The sequence below is a fragment of the Streptomyces sp. NPDC015661 genome (genome assembly GCF_043077765.1).
Taxonomy (GTDB): Bacteria; Actinomycetota; Actinomycetes; order Streptomycetales; family Streptomycetaceae; genus Streptomyces.
The window spans coordinates 344,644-366,474 of sequence record NZ_JBIBST010000003.1 but is presented as its reverse complement, the minus strand read 5'-3'; the positions used below and the strand labels follow the sequence as shown (position 1 = coordinate 366,474).

Annotated in this window: 20 protein-coding genes and 1 riboswitch; of the genes, 6 read left to right on the top strand and 14 right to left on the bottom strand. The window is 70.3% G+C overall.

Annotation, left to right across the window (positions count from 1 at the left end):
* Positions 1 to 117: 117 nt before the first annotated feature.
* From ACF07V_RS10120 to ACF07V_RS10110, 3 genes are all read right to left on the bottom strand, one after another.
* Positions 118 to 1,155: an NlpC/P60 family protein gene (locus ACF07V_RS10120; RefSeq protein WP_392152895.1), complete on the bottom strand. Its 1,038-nt coding sequence runs from the start codon at positions 1,153 to 1,155 to the stop codon at positions 118 to 120.
* 257 nt (positions 1,156 to 1,412) lie between these two features.
* Entirely contained in the window at positions 1,413 to 2,777 is a 1,365-nt protein-coding gene (locus ACF07V_RS10115; RefSeq protein WP_392152893.1) for an NYN domain-containing protein, read from the bottom strand.
* 33 nt (positions 2,778 to 2,810) lie between these two features.
* Entirely contained in the window at positions 2,811 to 3,053 is a 243-nt protein-coding gene (locus ACF07V_RS10110) for a hypothetical protein (protein ID WP_055644001.1), read from the bottom strand.
* 159 nt (positions 3,054 to 3,212) lie between these two features.
* Between ACF07V_RS10110 and ACF07V_RS10105 the strand changes: the two genes are divergently transcribed.
* A complete protein-coding gene (locus tag ACF07V_RS10105; protein WP_392152892.1) occupies positions 3,213 to 3,947 on the top strand; it encodes a rhomboid family intramembrane serine protease in 735 nt (244 codons plus the stop codon).
* The gene (locus tag ACF07V_RS10100; protein WP_017238849.1) at positions 3,944 to 4,225 is read left to right on the top strand and encodes an Lrp/AsnC family transcriptional regulator; all 282 of its coding nucleotides are present in this window, start codon (positions 3,944 to 3,946) and stop codon (positions 4,223 to 4,225) included. The genes ACF07V_RS10105 and ACF07V_RS10100 overlap by 4 nt, the downstream gene beginning before the upstream one ends.
* 88 nt (positions 4,226 to 4,313) lie before the next feature.
* Here the strand turns inward: ACF07V_RS10100 and ACF07V_RS10095 are convergent, their stop codons facing one another.
* The 6 genes from ACF07V_RS10095 to ACF07V_RS10070 form a co-directional block, all read right to left on the bottom strand.
* Positions 4,314 to 5,720 (bottom strand): aminotransferase class V-fold PLP-dependent enzyme, encoded by a 1,407-nt coding sequence (locus ACF07V_RS10095; protein WP_392152890.1) that lies wholly within the window; start codon positions 5,718 to 5,720, stop codon positions 4,314 to 4,316.
* Positions 5,721 to 5,929: 209 nt separating this feature from the next.
* Positions 5,930 to 6,046: riboswitch (SAM riboswitch) on the bottom strand.
* Positions 6,047 to 6,125: 79 nt separating this feature from the next.
* A complete protein-coding gene (trpD, locus tag ACF07V_RS10090; RefSeq protein WP_392152888.1) occupies positions 6,126 to 7,190 on the bottom strand; it encodes an anthranilate phosphoribosyltransferase in 1,065 nt (354 codons plus the stop codon).
* Between the two features lie 121 nt (positions 7,191 to 7,311).
* Entirely contained in the window at positions 7,312 to 8,934 is a 1,623-nt protein-coding gene (locus tag ACF07V_RS10085) for a cytochrome bc complex cytochrome b subunit (protein WP_392152886.1), read from the bottom strand.
* Complete coding sequence (locus ACF07V_RS10080; protein WP_392152885.1) at positions 8,931 to 9,983, bottom strand: Rieske 2Fe-2S domain-containing protein; 1,053 nt, start codon at positions 9,981 to 9,983, stop codon at positions 8,931 to 8,933. The genes ACF07V_RS10085 and ACF07V_RS10080 overlap by 4 nt, the downstream gene beginning before the upstream one ends.
* Positions 9,980 to 10,789 (bottom strand): c-type cytochrome, encoded by an 810-nt coding sequence (locus tag ACF07V_RS10075; protein WP_392152884.1) that lies wholly within the window; start codon positions 10,787 to 10,789, stop codon positions 9,980 to 9,982. Before ACF07V_RS10075 ends, ACF07V_RS10080 begins: the two co-directional genes overlap by 4 nt.
* Before the next feature lie 74 nt (positions 10,790 to 10,863).
* The gene (locus ACF07V_RS10070; protein ID WP_041128837.1) at positions 10,864 to 11,484 is read right to left on the bottom strand and encodes a heme-copper oxidase subunit III; all 621 of its coding nucleotides are present in this window, start codon (positions 11,482 to 11,484) and stop codon (positions 10,864 to 10,866) included.
* 202 nt (positions 11,485 to 11,686) lie between these two features.
* Between ACF07V_RS10070 and ACF07V_RS10065 the strand changes: the two genes are divergently transcribed.
* Positions 11,687 to 12,088, top strand: coding sequence for a hypothetical protein (locus tag ACF07V_RS10065; RefSeq protein WP_392152882.1), 402 nt, complete (start codon positions 11,687 to 11,689; stop codon positions 12,086 to 12,088).
* Positions 12,089 to 12,110: 22 nt separating this feature from the next.
* On the opposite strand, the gene ACF07V_RS10060 is transcribed toward ACF07V_RS10065, so the two are convergent.
* The 4 genes from ACF07V_RS10060 to coxB all read right to left on the bottom strand — a co-directional run bounded on the left by ACF07V_RS10060 (position 12,111) and on the right by coxB (position 16,580).
* Positions 12,111 to 13,364, bottom strand: a complete 1,254-nt coding sequence (locus ACF07V_RS10060; protein ID WP_392152881.1) for an Ig-like domain-containing protein — start codon at positions 13,362 to 13,364, stop codon at positions 12,111 to 12,113.
* Positions 13,365 to 13,486: 122 nt separating this feature from the next.
* Positions 13,487 to 13,885 carry a cytochrome c oxidase subunit 4 gene (locus ACF07V_RS10055; protein ID WP_190157189.1) on the bottom strand — a complete coding sequence of 133 codons (399 nt, stop codon included), beginning with the start codon at positions 13,883 to 13,885 and terminating at the stop codon, positions 13,487 to 13,489.
* On the bottom strand, positions 13,882 to 15,618 hold the full coding sequence (gene ctaD / locus ACF07V_RS10050) for a cytochrome c oxidase subunit I (RefSeq protein ID WP_392152880.1): 1,737 nt from the start codon (positions 15,616 to 15,618) through the stop codon (positions 13,882 to 13,884). Before ctaD ends, ACF07V_RS10055 begins: the two co-directional genes overlap by 4 nt.
* Positions 15,615 to 16,580, bottom strand: a complete 966-nt coding sequence (gene coxB, locus ACF07V_RS10045) for a cytochrome c oxidase subunit II (protein WP_392152878.1) — start codon at positions 16,578 to 16,580, stop codon at positions 15,615 to 15,617. Before coxB ends, ctaD begins: the two co-directional genes overlap by 4 nt.
* Positions 16,581 to 17,344: 764 nt before the next feature.
* Here coxB and ACF07V_RS10040 point away from each other — a divergent pair.
* Positions 17,345 to 18,730, top strand: a complete 1,386-nt coding sequence (locus ACF07V_RS10040; RefSeq protein WP_392152877.1) for a cysteine desulfurase/sulfurtransferase TusA family protein — start codon at positions 17,345 to 17,347, stop codon at positions 18,728 to 18,730.
* Between the two features lie 223 nt (positions 18,731 to 18,953).
* Here ACF07V_RS10040 and ACF07V_RS10035 read toward each other — a convergent pair whose 3' ends face one another.
* Positions 18,954 to 19,928 (bottom strand): carbohydrate kinase family protein, encoded by a 975-nt coding sequence (locus ACF07V_RS10035; protein WP_392152875.1) that lies wholly within the window; start codon positions 19,926 to 19,928, stop codon positions 18,954 to 18,956.
* 152 nt (positions 19,929 to 20,080) lie between these two features.
* Between ACF07V_RS10035 and ACF07V_RS10030 the strand changes: the two genes are divergently transcribed.
* A complete protein-coding gene (locus ACF07V_RS10030) occupies positions 20,081 to 20,287 on the top strand; it encodes a hypothetical protein (protein WP_369143815.1) in 207 nt (68 codons plus the stop codon).
* Positions 20,288 to 20,353: 66 nt separating this feature from the next.
* The gene (locus ACF07V_RS10025; protein WP_392152874.1) at positions 20,354 to 21,802 is read left to right on the top strand and encodes a hypothetical protein; all 1,449 of its coding nucleotides are present in this window, start codon (positions 20,354 to 20,356) and stop codon (positions 21,800 to 21,802) included.
* Positions 21,803 to 21,831 lie beyond the last annotated feature (29 nt).

Genomic DNA, 21,831 nt, shown 5'->3' with positions numbered 1-21,831 from the left:
GGCACACAAAGTGACGCCCCGCCGGAGAACACAGGTCACCGGCGGGGCGTCAGGTCAGTGCGCGTCGCGGCGAACCACCCGTTCGGGCGGTGTGCCGCAGCGGGTCGCGGGGGTGGGTCAGCCGGCGATCCGGACGCCGAACTGGAAGGTGCCCATGTAGTTCATGGACTCGTAGCGGACGACGGCGCCCGGCTTCGGGGCGTGCAGGATCGTGTTGTTGCCCGCGTACAGAGCCACGTGCGACAGGTTGTTGAAGAAGACCAGGTCGCCCGGCTTGAGCTGACTGCGGCCGATCTTCACGCCGTCGTTCTGCTGGGTGTAGGTGGTGCGGGTGAGGGTGACGCCGGCCTGGCGGTAGGACCACATGGTCAGACCGGAGCAGTCGTACGAGTTGGGGCCCTCGGCACCGGAGACGTACGGCTTGCCGAGCTGGGTGGCGGCGGCCGCGAGCGCGGCGGCGCCGAAGCCGTTCGCGGGGACCTCGCTGCCCAGGTTGACGCGCTCGCCGGCGGCGCGGCTGGCGCGCTGCTCCTGCTCCTCCATCTTGGCCCGCTCGGCCGCGGTGAGGCTGTTGAGGAGCTTGCGGGCCTCGGCCAGCTTGCCCTGGTACTTCGCCTTCTTGGCGCCGAGGGTCTTGCGGACGTCCTCGAGGTCGGCCAGCTTCGAGGTGGCCTCGGCCCGCTGCTGGGCGAGCGTGCGCTGCTTGGCCTGGATCGAGGTGAGCACGTCGGCCTGCTGGGCGCTCAACTGGTCGATCGCGGACGCCTTGTCGAGGTAGGAGTCCGGGTCGGAGGAGAGGAAGAGCTGGAGCGCGGGGTCGATGCCGCCGGAGCGGTACTGGGCGCTGGCGACCGAACCGATCTGGTCGCGCAGGGTGTTGAGCTCCTGCTGACCGCGGGCCACCTTGTCCTGGAGGGCGCCGATCTCCTTCTGCAGCTTGCCGCGGCGCTCCTCGGCGAGGTTGTACTGCTCCGTGGCTTCCTCGGCCTCGTGGTTCAGGGCGTCGACCTTCGCCTTGACCTCGTCGATCTTGGGCTTGGCGGGGGCCGCCTGGGCGCCGGACTGGGCGGTGAGGGCGACGGCTGCTGCCGCGGTCACGGTGAGCACGGTCACACGGGTGCGGCTCGGCTGCTTGGGTCGACGGTGGGACGCCACGAAGGCGAGCTCCTTCTTCCTCAGAGCCGCCCAACCGGTCACGGGCAGGCGGTTCCTCCGCCGCCACCCCGGATGGGTGATCAACCGCGCGAAGGTTCGAAGCCCGACCCTAGTGACCAAGTTGTGATCAGTTCAAATCCCGCTGGCAAAATTCTCGCCCACGCACCACTTTATTTACACGCACCGCACGGCCAGTGATGGGCACTTGACGGTGCGCCATCCAGAATTCGGGCATAACGCCCAGGAGTTGCGATGCGTCACGAGAGGCGCGAAAGCCGCTTCAGCAACAAGGCGGACGTCACCGGCCGCGCCCCCGCCTTCGCGACGCCGTCGGCCACCTCGCGGTCGGTGGAGACCACCACGACCGGCCGACCCGGCGGCTCCGCCCGGACCAGCTGACGGATCAACTCGTCCGCCGTGACACCGGGCTTGGAGAACAGCACCCGCACCCCGCGCGGCGGGGCGAGCAGCACCGGGGCCGCCAGCTCCGCCCCGTCGAAGACACAGGTGACCTCGGCGCCCGAGCGGGCCGCCAGGGCCGAGAGCGCGCCGAGCAGCCGCAGCCGCTGCTTCTCCAGCGGCATCGTCGGATAGCCGGTCTTGGTGACGTTGTAGCCGTCGACGACCAGATGCGCCTGCGGCAGCGCGAGCAGCTGGTCGAGCAGCGCCGGGTCCGTCTCGGAGAGCGCCCGCGCCGCGATGTCCTTCGGGGACATCCGCCCCGGCTCCACCGCGTCCACGGTGTCCGCCGGGTGCACCGAGACGGGCGGCAGCGCGAGTTCGCGCCGCAGCCCCTGGGCCGCGTCGAGGACCGTGTCGAGGAGCAGCCGCAGCCGCATGTCCTCCACCGAGCGGCCCTCGCGGGCGGTCCTGCGGCTCGCCTCCAGGGCCGCCTCGACCTCGCCGAGCCGGGCCTTGAGCCGCCGGGTCTCGCTCTCGGCGGCCGACACCTGGGCCGCCGACTCGGCCCGCGCGGCCTCGATCTCGCCCTGGACCTTGCGCAGCGCCGCCTCGCCGCGCTTGACGTCGCTCTGGGCGCTGCGCAGCTTGCGGTGAAGCGATTCCGCTTCCTTGCGGGCGGCCTCCAGGTCGTGCCGGAGCTGCTCGGTCTCGCCCCGGGAGCGGTCCCGGGCGGCGGCGAGCTCCTCGCGCAGCCGCTCCAGCTCGCGCCGGCCGGCCTCGTCGGCCCGCTCGGCGTCGGCCCGCTGGGCCTCCTCGCCGGCGGCGGCGACGAGCTTGACCCAGCCGGGCGGGCGCAGCACATAGGCGGCCGCCGCCACGTCGACGGGGTCGGCGGCCGCGGGCGGGGTGCCGGTCTCCACGGCTCCGGCCAGCTCGGGCTGGCCCTGCTTGAACCGTTCGCCGATCCGCTGCCGGAAGAGCGGGTCGCTCTCCAGGGCGGCGGCCATCGCGTTGCCGGCGAACTTGGCCCGCCGGCTCGCGGTGAAGCGGGCGTACTGCCGCAGGGGCGCGGGGAGCTCCGCCACGGTGAGCCCGCCGAAGGCGTCCGCGACCAGCGCGACGACCCGTCGCCGTACACCTTCCGGCAATGGGTGGTCGAGCGTCTCGGCAGCGTCACCTGCCGCGCCGGCCGGCTCACCACCGTGCGCGGGCTGCTCCACGATCCGTCACCCCTATGTCGTCCGCGCCGCCCCTCAGGAAGCGGCGCCCGGCCTGTCCACCAGTTCGATCTGGTCCACCGCGTTGCACCAGCGGCAGCGGACCGACTCGATGGTCTCACTGACCACCTGCCGCTCCTCGACCGTCGGGTCTCCGGCGAGGTCCAGATGGACGTACTCCACGACCTTGGAGGAGCGGGTCACGTCGAAGCGGGTCAGGTTGCCGCAGAGCGTGCAGCGCCAGCGGGTCTCGTCGGTCGGCAGGGGAACCGTCGTCATCGGTGCCGTCCTTCTTCCTGTTTCCTGGTACCAGGTGCGGGTGCCGCGGTGCGCCGTCGAACTGCGGTGGTGGTGCCCGTAACCCTACGGCCTCGCGGGCAGGCCGGGGCACGGCGAGGCACTCTGTCCACTTCGGCCCCGGTACGCCATGATCTGTCCATGATCGACTGGCGAGGCGCGGTCCTCGGTGCCTGGCGGGGCACCCGCAACGGACCCACGGTGACCTACGGGCTGATCGCCGCCTGCTGCCTGCTCTTCGCCATCAGCCCGGTCTCCGGACTCAACCCGGGATACGGCACGGGCGACGAGCTCCTGGCCGCCCAGGGCGCCTACTTCCGCCGCTGGGGCGTCGTCCCCGCCGATCTCACGGGCGGCGATCCGCGCGCCCTGCTCACCCCGCTGACCGCGCTCTTCGTCCACGGCAGCTGGCTCCACCTGCTGGGAAACATGCTCTTCCTGTACGTCTTCGGCGCGATGGCCGAGGAGCGCATGGGGCCCGTCGAGTTCTGCCTCTTCTACCTGGGGACCGGCTACGTCGCCCTGTCCGGGTACGCGCTGGCGCACGCGGACAGCGAGCAGACCCTGGTCGGGGCCTCCGGAGCGATCTCCGCGGTGCTCGGGGCCTTCCTCTTCCTCTTCCCCCGCTCCCGGGTCACCAGCCTCTTCCCCTTCCTGTTCTTCCTGCCGCTGCGCTTCCCCGCCTGGATCGTCCTGATCTTCTGGTTCACGCTGCAGTGGCTGGCCGCGCGGGCGGCGGGCGCGGGGCCCGGCGTCGCCTATCTGGCCCATGTCGTGGGCTTCTCCGTCGGCTTCCTCTACGCCTGGGTGCGCTTCCGCGGTGGGGATAGAGTGAAAGCCCAAGCCGCGGCGACCGAGGGAGAAAGCCAGCCGTGATCACCGCGATCGTGCTCATCAAGACCAGCGTGGACCGCATCCCCGAGATCGCCGAGTCGATCGCCGCGCTCGACAGCGTCAGCGAGGTCTTCTCGGTCACCGGTACGTACGACCTGATCGCCATGGTCCGGGTGCCGCGCCACGACGACCTGGCGGACGTGATCCCCGGCCGCATCAGCAAGATTCCGGGCGTCGAGGCCACGGACACGCACGTCGCCTTCCGGACGTACTCCCAGCACGACCTGGAGGCGGCCTTCGCCATCGGTCTGGAGTCCTGACGGTCCGGAGTCCTGGAGACCGCGCACGCGGCATGGCTGAAGGGGGCCTCCCGACCGGGAGGCCCCCTTCACCCGTACGAGTGACTGATCAGCCGCGGTCCGGGACGCAGCGGCCGTCCTCGGTGCGGTACTTCCACTGCGCGCCGTCCCGGACGAGCTCCTTCACCGCGCCGACGAACCGGTCCACGTGCTCGTCCGGGGTACCGGCGCCGAAGCTCACCCGGATGGCGTTCAGGGACCGCTCCCCCGGGGCCGCCTCGGGGGAGCCGCACTCGCCCGGGTCCTGCGGGTCGCTGCCGAGCAGGGTGCGGACCAGCGGGTGGGCGCAGAAGAGGCCGTCACGGACGCCGATGCCGTACTCGGCGGAGAGCGCGGCGGCGAAGTGGGAGCTGTTCCAGCCCTCCACGACGAAGGAGATGACGCCCACGCGGGGCGCGTCGTCGCCGAAGAGCGAGAGCACCCGCACCTCGGGGACCTCGGCCAGGCCCTCGCGGACCTTGGCGATCAGGTGCTGCTCACGGGCGACGAGGGTGTCGAAGCCGGCCTCGGTCAGCGCCTTGCAGGCGGAGGCGATCGAGTAGACGCCGATGACGTTCGGCGAACCCGCCTCGTGCCGGGCCGCGGTGGTGTGCCACTCCACGTCCACACCACCGTCGGCCCGGCGGGCCACCTTGCGGGAGGCGCCGCCGCCCGCGAGGTAGGGCTCGGAGTCCTGGAGCCAGTCGGCACGGCCGGCGAGGACGCCGGAGCCGAAGGGCGCGTACAGCTTGTGCCCGGAGAAGGCCACCCAGTCCACGTCCAACTCCCGCACGGAGACCGGGTGGTGGGGGGCCAGCTGGGCGGCGTCGAGCACGATCCGGGCGCCGTGCGCGTGCGCGGCGGCGGCCAGCTCCTTCACCGGCCACAGCTCACCGGTGACGTTGGAGGCACCGGTCACGCAGACCAGGGCGGGACCGTAGCCCCCCTCGATCGTCACAGTACGGTCGGCGAGGGCGCGCTCCAGGGTCTCGACGGCCTGCTCCGGGGTGCGCGGCGCGTTGAGGTAGGTGACGCGGGCGTCCCGCCAGGGCAGCAGGGAGGCGTGGTGCTCGGTCTCGAAGACGAAGACCTGGCAGCCGGCCGGGATCGTGGCAGCGAGCAGGTTCAGCGAGTCGGTGGTGGAGCGGGTGAAGACGACCTGGTCGTCGGGGCGGCAGTCGAGGAACTCGGCGACGGTGACGCGGCTGTTCTCGAAGAGGTCGGTGGAGAGCTGGGAGAGGTAGCCGGCGCCGCGGTGGACGCTGCCGTAGTACGGGGCGTACGCGGCGACGTCGTCCCAGACCCGCTGCAGGGCCGGCGCGCTGGCCGCGTAGTCGAGCGCCGCGTAGGTCACCTCGCCGCCGGTGACGAGCGGGACGGTGACGTCCCGGCCGAGGACCGCCAGCGGGGCGGCGCAGCAGGGGTCGGCGGACTCGGAGTCGGCGGCGACGGCGGTGGCGTTCGGGTATGCGGACATGGCGGTATCTCCCGGCGGGCGGTGCGGAATGGCTTCGGTGGATCCCGTACGCGGCCGGGTACGGCGGGGTACGGGTGATGCCTCGGAGGACATGGGGGTACGCGGAAGGGACCCTGTTCCGAGGGTGAAGAAGGGGCGGAGTCGCCCTATCGCATTCGCTTGCTCACGGAAAAAGCTCCTCGAGTGACCAGGACCCCTGGTGTTCGAGGGATCCGCGCTTGCCGTAGACCTCGCTGCCTACGGCCTGGTCATCACCCGGGGCACCCCGCCACGGAAGGAGGGTTGCCGGACAGCAAGCCGGGGCCAAAACGCTGTCACTCGTGACCTGTGAAGCATCCTGCCACATGATCGCCGAAGCGCAAGACCCCGGTCCGCATGGTGGACCGGGGCCGTACGCCACAAGGGTTACGCGTTGCTGGCGGCGATCCAGCGCTCCAGGGACCGCAGGGCCGCACCGGAGTCGATCGACTCGGCCGCCTTCGCGATGCCCGCGCCCAGCTGCTCGGCGAGGCTGCCCGTGCCGGGGTCCAGGGCGGTGAGCGCCGCCGCGGCGTTGAGCAGCACCGCGTCCCGTACCGGACCGGTCTCCCCCGCGAGCAGCCGGCGGGCGACGTCGGCGTTGTACGAGGCGTCGTCGCCGCGCAGCGCCTCCAGGGGGACGAGGTCGATGCCGACGTCCCGCGGGTCGAAGCGCTCCTCGGTGACGCCGCCGTCCCGGACCACCCAGACCCGGGACGTGGAGGTCGTGGTGAGCTCGTCCAGGCCGTCGTCGCCGCGGAAGACCAGGGCGGAGTTGCCGCGCTCGGCGAAGACCCCGGCGACCACGGGCGCCATGCGCGGGTCGGCGACCCCCACGGCCTGGGAGCGCACCTTGGCCGGGTTGGTCAGCGGGCCGAGGACGTTGAAGGTCGTCCGGATGCCCAGCTGGCCGCGGGCCGCGGCGACGTGCCGCAGCGAGGGGTGGAACTTGATCGCGAAGCAGAGGGTGATGCCCGCTTCGTCGGCGACCTCGGCGACCCGCTGCGGGGTCAGGTTCAGATTGACGCCGAGCTTCTCCAGGACGTCGGAGGAGCCGGAGGCGGAGGACGCGGCGCGGTTGCCGTGCTTGACGACCTTGGCGCCCGTTCCGGCGACCACGATCGACGCCATCGTGGAGATGTTCACCGTCTTGGCGCCGTCGCCGCCCGTGCCGACGATGTCGACGGTGCGGCCGGGCACCTCGATGACGTTGGCGTGCGCGTACATGGTCCGGACGAGGCCGGCGATCTCCTGCACGGTCTCGCCCTTGGCGCGCAGGGCCACCATGAAGCCGGCGATCTGCGCGTCGGTCGCCTCGCCGCTCATGATCAGGTCCATCGCCCAGGCCGTGTCGTCGGCGGTGAGGTCATGGCCGTCGAGGAGTCCGTTCAGCAGGGCGGGCCAGGAGCGGCCCGCCGACGTAGGTCCTCCAGCGGGGGTCGCAGCGCTCATGGCAGCTCCTGTTGATCACGTGACGGATACACACCCACCCTATCGATGTCCGGGCACGGCAAAGAGCCCCGTCCATCGAATGGACGGGGCTCTCGCCGTGGCGACCTACGAGGTCAGGTGATCAGTGGTGGCCGTGGCCGCTCTGGATCTCCTTGTACTCCTCGACCGTGGGCTTGGCGACCTGGCTGTCGTCTCCGTAGTAGCCCTTGTTGAGCTTGACCCGGAGCTTCTCCATGCGGCCGATCTTGCGCTCCACGCCGTTCTCGTCGACGGCCGGCGGAAGCTCCGCGGCCTCGTACTGCTCGTGCGCCGTGAGGCGGTGCAGCTCGCCCTGGCTGAGCGGCTGGTGGACCTCGACGAACTCACCGTGCGGCAGGCGCTTGATGATGCCCGACTCGCGGCCGTGCAGCACCTTGTCCTTGTCGCGGCGCTGGAGGCCGAGGCAGATCCGCTTGGTGGCGACGAACGCGATGACCGGACCGACGAAGAAGAAGATCCGCACGAACCAGGTGATCGAGTTCAGCGACAGGTGGAAGTGCGTGGCCCAGAGGTCGTTTCCACCACCCACGAGCATGATCATGTACGCGGTGATCCAGGCGACACCGAAGGCGGTGCGCGTCGGAGCGTTGCGCGGGCGCTGCGCGATGTGGTGCTCGCGCTTGTCGCCGGTGATCCAGGACTCGATGAACGGGTAGACCGCGATGGCCGCGAGGACCGCCGGGAAGATCGCCAGCGGGATCATCACGCCGAGGACCAGCGTGTGGCCCCACAGGTTGATCTCCCAGCCCGGCATCACTCGGATCAGACCCTCGGCGAAGCCCATGTACCAGTCGGGCTGGGCGCCGGTGGACACCTGGTCCGGGCGGTACGGGCCGATGGCCCAGATCGGGTTGATCGAGGCGATCGCCGCGATGACCGCGATGAGACCGAAGACCAGGAAGAAGAAGCCTCCGGCCTTCGCCATGTACACGGGCAGCAGCGGCATGCCGACGACGTTCTCGTTCGTCCGGCCGGGGCCGGCGAAGTGCGTGTGCTTGTGGACGAACACCAGGATGAGGTGGGCGACCACGAGACCCAGCATGATGCCGGGCAGCAGCAGCACGTGCGCCGAGTAGAACCGGGCGACGAAGTCGCCGCCGGGGAACTCGCCGCCGAACAGGAACATCGAGAGGTACGTGCCGATGACCGGCACGGACAGGATCGCGCCCTGCATGAAGCGGACACCGGTGCCGGAGAGCAGGTCGTCCGGGAGCGAGTAACCGGTGAAGCCGGTGAACATGCCCAGGAAGAACAGCAGGAAGCCGAACAGCCAGTTGATCTCACGCGGCTTGCGGAACGCGCCGGTGAAGAACACGCGCATCATGTGCACGAACATGCCGGCGAGGAAGATCAGCGCCGCCCAGTGGTGGATCTGCCGGATCAGCAGACCACCGCGCACCTCGAAGGAGATGTGCATGGTCGAGTTGAACGCCTCGGACATCAGCTGTCCCTGGAGCGGGACGTACGGTCCGACGTACTCCACCTCGTTCATCGACGGGTGGAAGAACATCGTCAGATAGACGCCCGTCAGGATGATGATGAGGAAGCTGTAGAGGCAGACCTCGCCCAGCATGAAGGACCAGTGGTCCGGGAAGATCTTCCGCATGTTGGCCTTGGCCAGCGTGTAGATCCCCAGGCGGCCGTCGGCCCAGTCCGCGACCCGCTCACCGGCGGGTGCTTTCTTACTCGTGGTCACGGTGCTCATCCGCGCTCCCAGAAGGCAGGACCGACGGGCTCGTCGAAGTCGCCGAGCGCCTCCAGGAAGCCCTTGTCGTTCACACCGATCCGCAGCTGCGGAAGGGCGTGACCGGCCGGGCCGAAGATGACGCGGGCGCCGTCGGAGAGGTCGAAGGTGGACTGGTGGCACGGGCAGAGCACGTGGTGCGTCTGCTGCTCGTACAGGGAGATCGGGCAGCCGACGTGGGTGCAGATCTTCGAGAACGCGACGATGCCCTGGTGGGACCACTCGAGCTCGCGCTTGTCCTTGATGTCCTCCGGCTGGATCCGGACGATCATCAGGGCGGCCTTGGCGATCTCGGTCTGGAAGTGCTCGTCGTGCTCCGAGAGGCCCTCGGGCATCGCGAAGGTCAGCGAGCCGACCGCGACGTCCTCGGGACGCAGCGGCTCGTTCGTGTTCATGTTGATGAGCTGGAGCCCCTTGGTCCACAGCGTGGACCGGAGCTTCTTCTCGGGCAGCGGGCCCATGTCACGCAGCAGGACGATGCCGGAGAGCGGTACGAGCGACAGCGCACCGAACATCGTGTTGCGGATGAGCTTGCGGCGGCCCATGCCCGACTCCGCGGCACCGGCCGCGAAGTCCGCCATGACCTTCGCCTTGACCTCGGGCGTCGCCGCCATCGGGTGACGCTCGTCGGCGACCTCGACGTCGGACATCAGGGTGCGGGCCCAGTGGACCGCGCCCGCGCCGATGAAGAAGAGGGCGGCACCGAGGGTCAGGCCCAGGGCGAAGTTGAGCGCGGACACGTGGCCGAAGGGCCAGATGTACACGATCTTGTCAACCGGGAAGATCACGTACGAGGCGATGAAGCCGACGGTGGCCAGCATCGACAGCGTGAACATGAAGGCGACCGCACGCTCGGACCGGCGGGCGGCCCGCTCGTCGATGTCCTGGATGCGGGGCTTGTGGGGCGGAAGGCCCGGGTCGGCGAACGGGTCGTCGGCGACCTTCACCGCGCCGTGCGCGGTGTCCTGCCCTGCCGGCAGGGTCTCTTCTGGAATCTCTTGGCTACTCATGACTTCTTGGCCTTAGCGGTGTGGGCCGCGACCCAGATGGCAACTGCGATCAGCGCACCCAGGCCGAAGACCCAGGCGAACAGGCCCTCACTGACGGGGCCGAGGCCACCGAGCTTGAGACCGCCCGGGCTCTCGGACGAGTCGCTGTTGACGGCCTGGACGTACGCGATGATGTCCTTCTTCTCCTTCTCCGGCATCGTCGTGTCGGGGAAGGACGGCATGTTCTGCGGGCCGGTCTGCATGGCCTCGTAGAGGTGCTTCGGGCTCACGCCTTCGAGGCTCGGGGCGTACTTGCCGTAGGTCAGCGCGCCACCCTCACCGGTGAAGTTGTGGCACTGGGCACAGTTGGTGCGGAACAGCTCGCCACCCTTGGCGATGTCGGCACCGTCAGGGCTGTACTGGCCCTCGGTCGGCGTGATCGCACCGGCACCGAGAGAGGCGACGTACGCCGCGAGCTGATCGATCTCAGCCTGCGAGTAGATGACCTTCTTCTTCGGGACCTGGGCGCCCGGCTGCTGGGCCGGCATACGGCCGGTGCCGACCTGGAAGTCGACCGCGGCCGAACCGACGCCTACGAGGGACGGGCCGTCAGAGGTGCCCTGACCGCCGGTTCCGTGGCAGCTGGCGCAGCCGACGGAGTAGAGCTTCTTGCCCTCCTCGATGGCGAGGGACTGGGCGGTTTCATCGGCCTTCGCCGTGCCCGCGGGCGCGAACGCGGCGTACAGCCCCCCCGTGGCCGCCAGCGCGAGAAGTAGGACGACGACCGCCGCCAGCGGATGGCGTCGTCGTGCGGAGAGCTTTTTCACGGATTACCCCGGTGTCAGGATCTTCTGCGTCGATGCTTGCTGGATGTCTCGGTCCGCCGTGGAGGCGGAGCCGATTACTTGATCATGTAGATCGTGGCGAAGAGGCCGATCCAGACGACATCGACGAAGTGCCAGTAGTAGGACACGACGATGGCGGCGGTTGCCTGCTCGTGGGTGAACCTCTTGGCGGCGTACGTCCGGCCGAGGACCAGCAGGAAGGCGATGAGACCGCCCGTCACGTGCAGGCCGTGGAAGCCGGTGGTCAGGTAGAACACCGTGCCGTACGGGTCGGAGGACAGCGAGAGGCCGTCCTTCTTGACCAGCTCGGTGTACTCGAAGACCTGGCCGCCGATGAAGATGGCACCCATCACGAACGTGATGATGAACCACGTCCGGAGCTTCTTCACATCGCCCCGCTCCGCGGCGAAGACGCCGAGCTGGCAGGTGAGGGAGGAGAGCACCAGGATCGTGGTGTTGGTCGCCGAGAAGGGGAAGTTCAAGGCCGAGGCCTTTTCCGCCCAGAACTCGGGACCCGTCACCGATCGCAGGGTGAAGTACATCGCGAAGAGGGCCGCGAAGAACATCAGCTCGGAGCTCAACCAGATGATGGTTCCGACGCTGGTGAGGTTCGGTCGATTGACCGACGGGTGCGCGTGCCCTGTTTCTACTGTCGTTACTGTCGCCACGACCGACATTATGTCGGTCGCTTATCCCGCCCTCACTCCGGGGGGTGCCGTTCGGAGTGTCAGGGGGGCGTGTCCAGCCCGAACGGCCCAGTGGGAAGGCCCCTGAGCACCGTTCGAACAGGTGCTGAACGGGTGTTGACGGGGTGTGGACCGGAGTAGCATCCGGCGCATCGATCGACGACCTTCCCACGGACTTCCCCACGGAGGAACGATGCAGTCGAGTGCCACGGTCCTGGTCTACAGCGACGACGCGAACACCCGCGCGCAGGTGCGGCTCGCGGCCGGACGCAGGCCCGCGAGCGACGTTCCCCCGGTCGAGTTCGTGGAGTGCGCGACGCTGCCCGCGGTGCTGAAGCGCCTGGACGAGGGCGGGATCGACGTGTGCGTGCTCGACGGCGAGGCGGTGCCCGCCGGAGGCATGGGGGTCTGCCGGCAGATCAAGGACGAGGTCTTCCGCTGCCCGCCGGTGCTGCTGCTGATCGGGCGGCCCCAGGACGCCTGGCTGGCCACCTGGAGCCGCGCGGACGCCGCGGTCACCCTTCCGGTGGAACCGGTCGAGTTCGCGGCGTCCCTGGCGGCCCTGCTGCGCTCGCGCCTGTCGATCGACGCCTGAGCCGTTCAGGGCGCGCCGCCGCTCAGATCGAGGGCCTCAGACGGGCCTTCTCGGTGGGGGCCACCGGGTTTCCGGCGGCCTCCACCAGGGCGCTGCCCTGGCGCCACTTGTCCCACTCCATGTTCCAGTCGCCGAAGCCGTTGCCGAAGGTGTCCATGGTGTCGCCGATGCTGTTGACCACGCGGACGATGTCGCCCGGGCGGACGGTCTCGTAGAACCAGGCCGCGTTCTCCGTCGACATGCCGACACAGCCGTGGCTGACGTTCTCGACGCCCTGCGAGCCGACGGACCAGGGCGCCGCGTGCACGTACTCGCCGCTCCAGGTGACCCGGGTGGCGTAGTACACGGGCAGGTCGTACGAGTCGGAGCTGCCCTCCGCGATGCCGATGCTGGTGCCCCGCATCCGGACGTAGTACTCCTTGCCGAGGACGACCTTGATGCCGTTGCGGGTGGAGAAGCCCGGCTTGCCGGTGGTCACCGGCATGGTGTTGATCACTTCCCCGTTGCGCTTCACGGTCATCTGGAGCGATCCGGCGTCGGCGACGGCCTCGATCCGGTCGCCGATGGTGAGCTTCAGCGGCTTGGAGGCGCCGCCGTAGAGCTTGTCGCCGACCTTGAGGCCGTCCAGGTTGCCGGTGACCGTGACCTGCGCCCCGGCCGGCCAGTACTCCTTCGGACGGAAGTGCAGCTTCTTGTCGTCCACCCAGTACCAGGCGCCCTCGACGGCGGGCGTGGAACGGACCTTGAGGGCCCGTTCGACGACGGCGCGGGCCGACCGGTCCTTGACGGGGAGGCTGAGCTCCGCCGTGATGGGCTGTCCGACGCCGTACGTGCCCGCCTCCGGCCCGAAGGTGGCGGTGAGGGCCCGTTTGGCCGGAGCCGTCTCGAAGGTGAACGTACGGGCGCCTGGGGCGCCGTCCTCGTCCTCGGTGGCCACCTGGACGGTGTAGCGTGCGCCGGCCGCCAGGGCGGCCGTGGAGCGCCAGCGCTGCCCGTCCGCGGTGAGTTCGCCGGCCAGGTGGTGACCGGAGGCGTCGGTGGCGGTGACGTCGGTGATCCGGCCGTCGTCGCCCTTGGTGGTGATCTCCAGGGGCTTCTCGGGGTCCGCCTTGGCTCCGTCGGCGGGGGCGTTGACCGCGAGCTGGTCGGCCGCGTCGTAGGCCTTCTCCGACAGCGGGTGGTTGTCGGAGCCCGCGCACGCGGTGGCACCCGCGGTGACGGTGACAGCCAGAAGAGTGCAGCTCAGAACAGTCCGAATGCGCGGCGTGTCGTTCATGACTTCACGCTAAATACGATCCTCGCGACCGGCGCGCCGAGTGCTGCAAAAGAGGGGCCCGGACGCTTCGGTGACGAAGTGTCCGGGCCCCTCGGTGTGCTCCGGTGCGGAGCGGGGTACCGCTACTGGTTCTGGTTCTCGCCGCGGTAGAACTCGAAGACCCAGCCGAACAGGCCGACGAGGATCAGCGGGGCGGAGAAGTACAGGATCCACCAGCCCATCGCGATGCCGAGGAAGGCGAGCGCGCCGCCGACGGCCAGCGAGAGCGGCTGCCAGCTGTGCGGGGCGAAGAAGCCCACCTCACCGGCCTCGTCCGCGACGTCGGCCTCCTTGTCGTCCTGCGCCATCGCGTCGACACGCTTGGCCGTGAAGGCCAGGTAGTAGCCGATCATGATGGCCAGGCCGAAGGCCAGGAAGAGCGCCGTCGTACCGACCGGCTCCTTGGACCAGACGCCGTAGAGGATCGCCATGGCAAGGATGAAGACGCTCAGCCAGATGAACATCTTGCCCTGGATCTTCACTTGCCGGCCTCCTTGCTGCCCGTGAGGGCCGCGGCCTCGTGCGGCTTGTTCTCGAGCTGGTCGACAGCCGCGATCTCAGGGTGGTGCAGGTCGAACGCCGGGGATTCCGAACGGATCCGCGGCAGGGTGAGGAAGTTGTGCCGCGGCGGCGGGCAGGAGGTCGCCCACTCGAGCGAACGGCCGTAGCCCCACGGGTCGTCGACCTCGATCTTCTTGCCGTACTTGGCGGTCTTCCAGACGTTGTAGAAGAACGGCAGGATCGACAGACCGAGCAGGAACGAGGAGATCGTCGAGATCGTGTTCAGCGCGGTGAAGCCGTCGGCGTCGAGGTAGTCCGCGTAACGACGCGGCATGCCCTCGGCACCGAGCCAGTGCTGCACCAGGAACGTGCCGTGGAAGCCCACGAACAGCGTCCAGAACGTGATCTTGCCGAGGCGCTCGTCGAGCATCTTGCCGGTGAACTTCGGCCACCAGAAGTGGAAGCCGGAGAACATCGCGAAGACGACGGTGCCGAAGATGACGTAGTGGAAGTGCGCCACGACGAAGTACGAGTCGGAGACGTGGAAGTCCATCGGGGGCGAGGCCAGGATGACGCCGGTCAGACCACCGAAGGTGAAGGTGATCAGGAAGCCGACGGCCCAGAGCATCGGGGTCTCGAAGGACAGCGAGCCCTTCCACATCGTTCCGATCCAGTTGAAGAACTTCACGCCGGTCGGTACGGCGATGAGGAACGTCATGAAGGAGAAGAACGGGAGGAGCACGCCACCGGTGACGTACATGTGGTGCGCCCACACGGTCACGGACAGACCGGCGATCGCGATGGTCGCGGCCACCAGACCGATGTAGCCGAACATCGGCTTGCGGCTGAAGACCGGGATGACCTCGGAGATGATGCCGAAGAACGGCAGGGCGATGATGTACACCTCTGGGTGTCCGAAGAACCAGAAGAGGTGCTGCCAGAGCAGTGCTCCGCCGTTCGCCGCGTCGAAGACGTGGGCACCGAACTTGCGGTCCGCCTCCAGGGCGAACAGCGCGGCCGCCAGGACCGGGAAGGCCAGCAGGACCAGGACACCGGTCAGCAGGACGTTCCAGACGAAGATCGGCATGCGGAACATCGTCATGCCCGGAGCGCGCATGCAGATGATCGTGGTGATGAAGTTGACCGAGCCGAGGATCGTGCCGAAGCCGGAGAAGGCCAGACCCATGATCCACATGTCGGCGCCGACACCCGGCGAGCGGACGGCGTCCGACAGCGGGGAGTAGGCGAACCAGCCGAAGTCGGCCGCACCCTGCGGGGTGAGGAAGCCGGCCACCGCGATGATCGAGCCGAAGAGGTACAGCCAGTACGCGAACATGTTCAGCCGCGGGAACGCCACGTCGGGCGCGCCGATCTGCAGCGGCATGATCCAGTTCGCGAATCCGGCGAACAGCGGCGTCGCGAACATCAGCAGCATGATCGTGCCGTGCATCGTGAACGCCTGGTTGAACTGCTCGTTCGACATGATCTGCGTACCCGGACGGGCCAGCTCGGCGCGCATGAAGAGCGCCATGAGTCCGCCGATGCAGAAGAAGACGAACGACGTGACCAGGTACAACGTACCGATGGTCTTGTGGTCCGTGGTGGTGAGCCACTTGATGACCACGTTGCCGGGCTGCTTGCGCCGTACGGGCAGCTCGTTCTCGTACGAGTCCTCAGCTGCGGCGGCACCCTGGGTTTCGTTGGGGATGCTCACAGTTGGTGCTTCTCCGCATTCCTAGCCGGGTCCGTCTGCTCGATGCCGGACGGAATGTAGCCGGTCTGCCCCTTCTCGGCCAGCTCCTTCAGGTGCTGCTGGTAGCGCTCCGGGGAGACCACCTTGACGTTGAAGAGCATCCGGGAGTGGTCGACACCGCACAGCTCGGCGCACTTGCCGAGGAAGGTGCCCTCCTGCGTCGGAGTCACCTCGAAGGAGTTGGTGTGACCCGGGATGACGTCCTGCTTCATGAGGAAGGGGACCACCCAGAACGAGTGGATGACGTCACGGGAGGTCAGGACGAACCGGACCTTCTCACCCTTCGGCAGCCACAGGGTCGGGCCCGGGTTGCCGGTCTGCGGGTTCCGGTCGCCGGGGATGCCGGCGTCGTAGACACCGCCCGCGTTCTCCGGGAAGTCCTCGAGGAACTTGTCCGGGATCGTGGCGAGGTTCTTGTCCGTCTTGGCGTCGCCCTGAACACCGGGCACGTTCTCGACGTAGTTGAAGCCCCAGCTCCACTGGTAGCCGACCACGTTGACCGTGTGGGGCGGCTTCGGGGTGAGCTCGAGGAGCTTCGACTCGTCGCGCGCGGTGAAGTAGAAGAGCACCGAGACGATGATGAGCGGGGTGACCGTGTACAGGGCCTCGATGGGCATGTTGTAACGGGTCTGCGGAGGTACCTCGACCTTGGTCCGGCTGCGCCGGTGGAAGATGGTGGCCCAGAGGATCAGGCCCCACACCAGGACGCCCGTGATGAGGGCGGCGGCCCAGGAGCCCTGCCACAGGGAGAGGATCCGAGGGGCCTCTTCCGTGACGGGGGTGGGCATGCCAAGGCGGGGGAAGTCTTCCCAGTTGTACGAGCAGCCCGTGGCTGTCGCCAGGATCAGGCCCGCAGTCAGCACCTGCGGCAGCTTCCGCCGCATCGGGCGCCGCGACGAGCGGTCGGAGCCGTTGGGACTCACGTAGCGCCTTCCCGAGAGTCTCGGCCCGCGTTGGTCGGCCACGGCCGTCCGTCTCGCTGGTCGGTCGCCGCCCCGGCCGCGGGCAGGGGTTTGGATGTTTATGCGGACCAAACCCTACTGGACGCTATTTGGGGTCGCGCGGGGAGGGTGCCCAACGCGCCGTCCGAGTCCCCGAAGGGGTGGACTCCGTCCTTCCGGAGGGGGGTGGGGCACGCCCGTTCGGCGGCCTGCCGGGGCGCGGGGGCGAGGTTCTGACGGGGGGTCATCGGGGGGCGGGAGGTCTGGCGGCGGGGGCTCGGCGAGCGGTGGGGACCTCGGGCCGCAGGGGCTCGGCGCAGGCCCGGGTGCCCGGGTCGCGGGGGCTCGGGGCGTGCAGGGGTGCTCGGGTCGCGGGGGCTCGGGGCGTGCAGGGGTGCCCGGGTCGCGGAGGCTCGGCGAGCGGCGGGGACCTCGGGCCGCAGGGGCTCGGCACACGCCCGGGTGCCCGGGTCGCGGAGGCTCGGGGCGTGCAGGGGTGCCCGGGTCGCGGGGGCTCGGCGAGCGGCGGGGACCTCGGGCCGCAGGGGCTCGGCGCAGGCCCGGGCGCCCGGGTCGCGGGGGCTCGGGGCGTGCAGGGGTGCCCGGGTCGCGGGGGCTCGGCGAGCGGCGGGGACCTCGGGCCGCAGGGGCTCGGCACACGCCCGGGTGCCCGGGTCGCGGGGGCTCGGGGCGTGCCGGGGTGCCCGGGGCCGTGGTGGGGGATCCGGGCGTTCTACGGTGGATGGATGCCGTACTTCGACGCCGCGTCCGCCGCTCCCCTGCACCCCGTCGCCCGTCAGGCGCTGCTCGCGTCCCTGGACGAGGGCTGGGCCGACCCGGCCCGGCTCTACCGGGAGGGCCGGCGGGCCCGGCTGCTGCTCGACGCGGCCCGGGAGGCCGCGGCGGAGGCCGTGGGGTGTCGCCCGGACGAGCTCGTATTCACTCCTTCGGGGACGCGCGCGGTTCACGCCGGAATCTCCGGCGCGCTCGCGGGACGTCGGCGTGTCGGAAACCGGCTCGTGGTCTCCGCGGTCGAACACTCCTCCGTCCTGCACGCGGGAGAGACACACGCGGCTGCGGGCGGCACGGTGACCGAGGTGCCGGTGGCGCGCTCGGGCGCGGTGGACGCGTCCGTGTTCGCGGCGGCGCTCGACTCCGGCACGGCCCTGGCCTGCCTCCAGTCGGCCAACCACGAGGTGGGCACCGAGCAGCCGGTGGCCGAGGTCGCCGAGGCCTGCCGGGCGGCGGGGGTGCCGCTGCTCGTGGACGCGGCCCAGTCGCTGGGCTGGGGTCCGGTGGACGGCGGCTGGTCGCTGCTCGCGGCGAGCGCGCACAAGTGGGGCGGTCCGGCGGGCGTCGGCCTCCTCGCGGTGCGCAAGGGCGTCAGGTTCGCTCCCCAAGGCCCGTCCGACGAGCGGGAGTCGGGCCGGGCTCCGGGCTTCGAGAACCTGCCGGCGATCGTGGCGGCGGCGGCCTCGCTGCGGGCCGTCCGGGCGGAGGCGGCCGCGGAGGGGGCGCGGCTGCGGGCCCTGGTGGACCGGATTCGGGCGCGGGTGCCGGAGCTGGTGCCGGACGTGGAGGTGGTGGGCGACCCGGTGCGCCGGCTCCCCCACCTCGTCACCTTCTCCTGCCTGTACGTCGACGGGGAGACGCTGCTTCACGAGCTGGACCGGGAGGGCTTCTCCGTTTCGTCCGGTTCGTCGTGCACGAGTTCGACGCTGACGCCCAGCCATGTGCTGCGCGCGATGGGGGTGCTGAGCGAGGGGAACGTCCGGGTGTCCCTGCCGGCCGGCACGACGGAGGAGGACGTGGACCGTTTCCTCGCCGTGCTCCCGGGGGTGGTGGCGGGCGTACGGGAACGGCTCGGCGCCCCCGAAGCCGTACCGTCCGCCCCGGCGTCCGCGGGGTCGCTCGTCGTGGACTCCCTGGGCAAGCGCTGCCCGATCCCGGTGATCGAACTCGCGAAGGTGATCGGGGAGGTGCCGGTGGGCGGGACGGTGACGGTGCTGTCGGACGACGAGGCGGCGCGGCTCGACATTCCGGCGTGGTGCGAGATGCGGGGGCAGGAGTACGTGGGCGAGGAGCCTTCGGCGCGGGGTGGGGTGGCGTACGTGGTCCGCCGCGTGTCGTAACCGCCCCGGGACCTCACGCCCCGGTGGGCGGCGCCCACCACACCCCCCGTGTGGGCAATCGTCCCGCTGGGGCGATGGGGGTCCGCCCTGCTCGACCGAAGCCGAGAGCTTGGCGGAGGAGGGGACCCCCATCGCCCCGGCGGAACGCATGACCACAACGGGGCGGCGGGTGGGCGCCGCCCGGGTGGAACGGGTGTCCACGACGGGCGGCGCGGCCCCGGGTTCAGAGGAGGTGGGACTGGACCTCCGTCGCTGCGTCCTCGCCGTACGCCTTCGTGAAGCGCTCCATGAAGTTCGCCCGCCGCAGCGTGTACTCCTGCGTGCCCAGCGTCTCGATGACCAGCGTCGCCAGCATGCAGCCGACCTGCGCGGCGCGCTCGAGGCCGACGCCCCACGACAGTCCCGTCAGGAAGCCCGCGCGGAAGGCGTCGCCGACGCCGGTGGGGTCGACCTTGGCCGTCTCCTCGGGGCAGCCGACCTCGATGGGCGTCTCGCCGACCCGCTCGATGCGCACCCCGCGCGAGCCGAGCGTGGTGACGCGGTGGCCGACGCGGGAGAGGATCTCCGCCTCGGTCCAGCCGGTCTTGGACTCGATGAGGCCCTTCTCGTACTCGTTGGAGAAGAGGTAGGTGGCGCCGTCCAGGAGCGTACGGATCTCCTCGCCGTCCATCCGCGCGATCTGCTGCGAGAAGTCCGCGGCGAAGGGGATCTCCCGGGTCTTGCACTCCTCGGTGTGGCGGAGCATCGCCTCGGGGTCGTCGGCGCCGATGAGGACGAGGTCGAGGCCGCCCACGCGGTCCGCGACGGCCTTGAGCTCGATCAGCCGGGCCTCGCTCATGGCGCCGGTGTAGAAGGAGCCGATCTGGTTGTGGTCCTTGTCCGTGGTGCAGACGAAGCGCGCCGTGTGCAGGACCTCGGAGATCCGCACCGAGCCGGTGTCGACACCGTGCCGGTCGAGCCACGCGCGGTACTCGTCGAAGTCGTAGCCGGCCGCGCCGACCAGGATCGGGTTGCCGCCGAGCTGGCCCATGCCGAAGCAGATGTTGGGGCCGACGCCGCCCCGGCGGACGTCGAGGTTGTCGACGAGGAAGGAGAGGGACACCGTGTGGAGCTGGTCGGCCACCAGCTGGTCGGCGAACCGGCCGGGGAAGGTCATGAGGTGGTCGGTGGCGATGGAGCCGGTGACTGCGATACGCACGGCGGGGTGCTCCTGCGAATTCGGTAGGGCGCGCGAAGCGCTCGAAAGGGGCGACAGTTCACGCTACCGGGTGGGGCGCGCCCTGCCGAACAGTGGAAACTACCCCAGAGTAGGCCTTTTCCCCGGAGTGGTGTGGTGCATACGGTGCGCCCATGACCACGTACCCCGCTCCCCGTGAGCGACACGAGTCCGAGTTGAGCCTCGCCCAGCTGCGCGGGGACGGTGCTCGGATGGCCCCCCACTGGGTCACCCCGGTCTCCCCCAAGCCCCTGCCGGTCTCCCCCGCGTCGATCCACGGCGTGGTCGTTCCGGCGGCCTCGGCCCGGCTGATCGACGCCACCGCCGAGTACGGCGGCTGACGGACGGAACCGTCCGCCCCTCCGCTCCGTCCCATCGGCGTCCGGTCGAGACGAGGGAGCATTGCGGTGAGCGGTACGGAGAACGTACGGAGGCGACGGAACGTCCTCGCCGCCTCGGTGGCGGCGGGTGTGCTGCTCGCCGGGGGCGGTGGCGTCTATCTCGCCGTCGCGGCGACGGCGCCCGGCAAGGCGACGCCGGTCGCGGTGGGCGGCAAGGCCGGCGACACGGTCGCGGCGCCTCCGCCCCTGCGCCTGGAGGGCGGCGGCGGGGAGACGGGCGGCGGTCCCGGGATCGCGCCCGGTGAGCCCGACCCGGGCGGCGGTTCGAACGGAACGGTCTACAAAGCCAAGGGCCCCCTCCCCCAAGGGCCCGCCTCGGCCGCGGTCCACCGGCCCGAGGGCCTGGTCACCTCGGCCGAGGTGACCAGGCTGGCCGAGGCGCTCGGCGTCGAGGGCCGGCCCTCCCTCGTCGGGGACGTCTGGACGATCGCGCCCGAGAAGGACGGTTCGGGGCCGCGCCTCGACGTGGCCCGTAAGGCTCCCGGGAGCTGGTCGTTCTCCTGGTACGACGGCGGCCCGGTCGGTGACTCCTGCCTCAAGGGCAAGGAGTGCCCGCCGCCGGGAGAGACGAAGCCCTCGCGCGGTGGTTCGCCGGTGAGCGAGGCGGCGGCGAAGGCGGCGGCCGCCCCCGTCCTCAAGGCGCTGGGCCAGGACGACGCGAAGGTGACCGCGACCCAGGTGATCATGACTTCGGTGCGGGTGGTCAACGCCGATCCGGTGGTGGGCGGGCTGCCGACCTACGGCTGGTCGACGGGGCTGCACGTCGCCGCGAACGGCCGGGTGTTCGCCGGGAGCGGGATGCTGAAGGAGCCGGTGAAGGGCGACACGTACCCGGTGATCGGGGCGGCGAAGGCGCTCGCCGAGCTGAACGAGGACTCGAAGGGCACGGGCCCGATCGGCATCGGCGGCTGCGCGACCGACCCGCCGGCGGCAGCGGAGGTCGAGGGGAGCGGCAAGGACGAGCCCGCCGCGCCCTGCCGGTCGGCCGTCGACACGGTGCCGCCGACCGAGGTCCCGGTGACGGCCGCCGTCTTCGGCCTGGCCGCCAAGGACGTGGCGGGCGAGCGGCTGCTCGTGCCCACCTGGCTGTTCACGGCGGACCCGGTGGACGGGGCGCCGTACACGGTGACGGAGACGGCGGTGGCCCCGGAGTACCTGGCGCCGCCGGCGAAGCCCTCGCCGGTCACGAGGCCCCAGCAGATCGAGTCGTACCGGACGGCGGACGACGGCCGGAAGCTGTCTCTCACCTTCTTCGGCGGGGTGTGCGCCACGTACACCGCGAAGGCCGTCGAGACCCCGGAGAAGGTGACGGTGCGGATCGAGGAGAAGTCCGACCCCGACACGATGTGCATCGCGATCGCCAAGGAGATCACGCTGACCGTGACGCTCCAGAGCCCGCTGGGTGGGCGGACCGTGGTGGACGCGGCGAGCGGTCAGGCCGTGCCGCGTCACTGAGCCCGCGCGGGCGGGTACGCGTGAGGGCG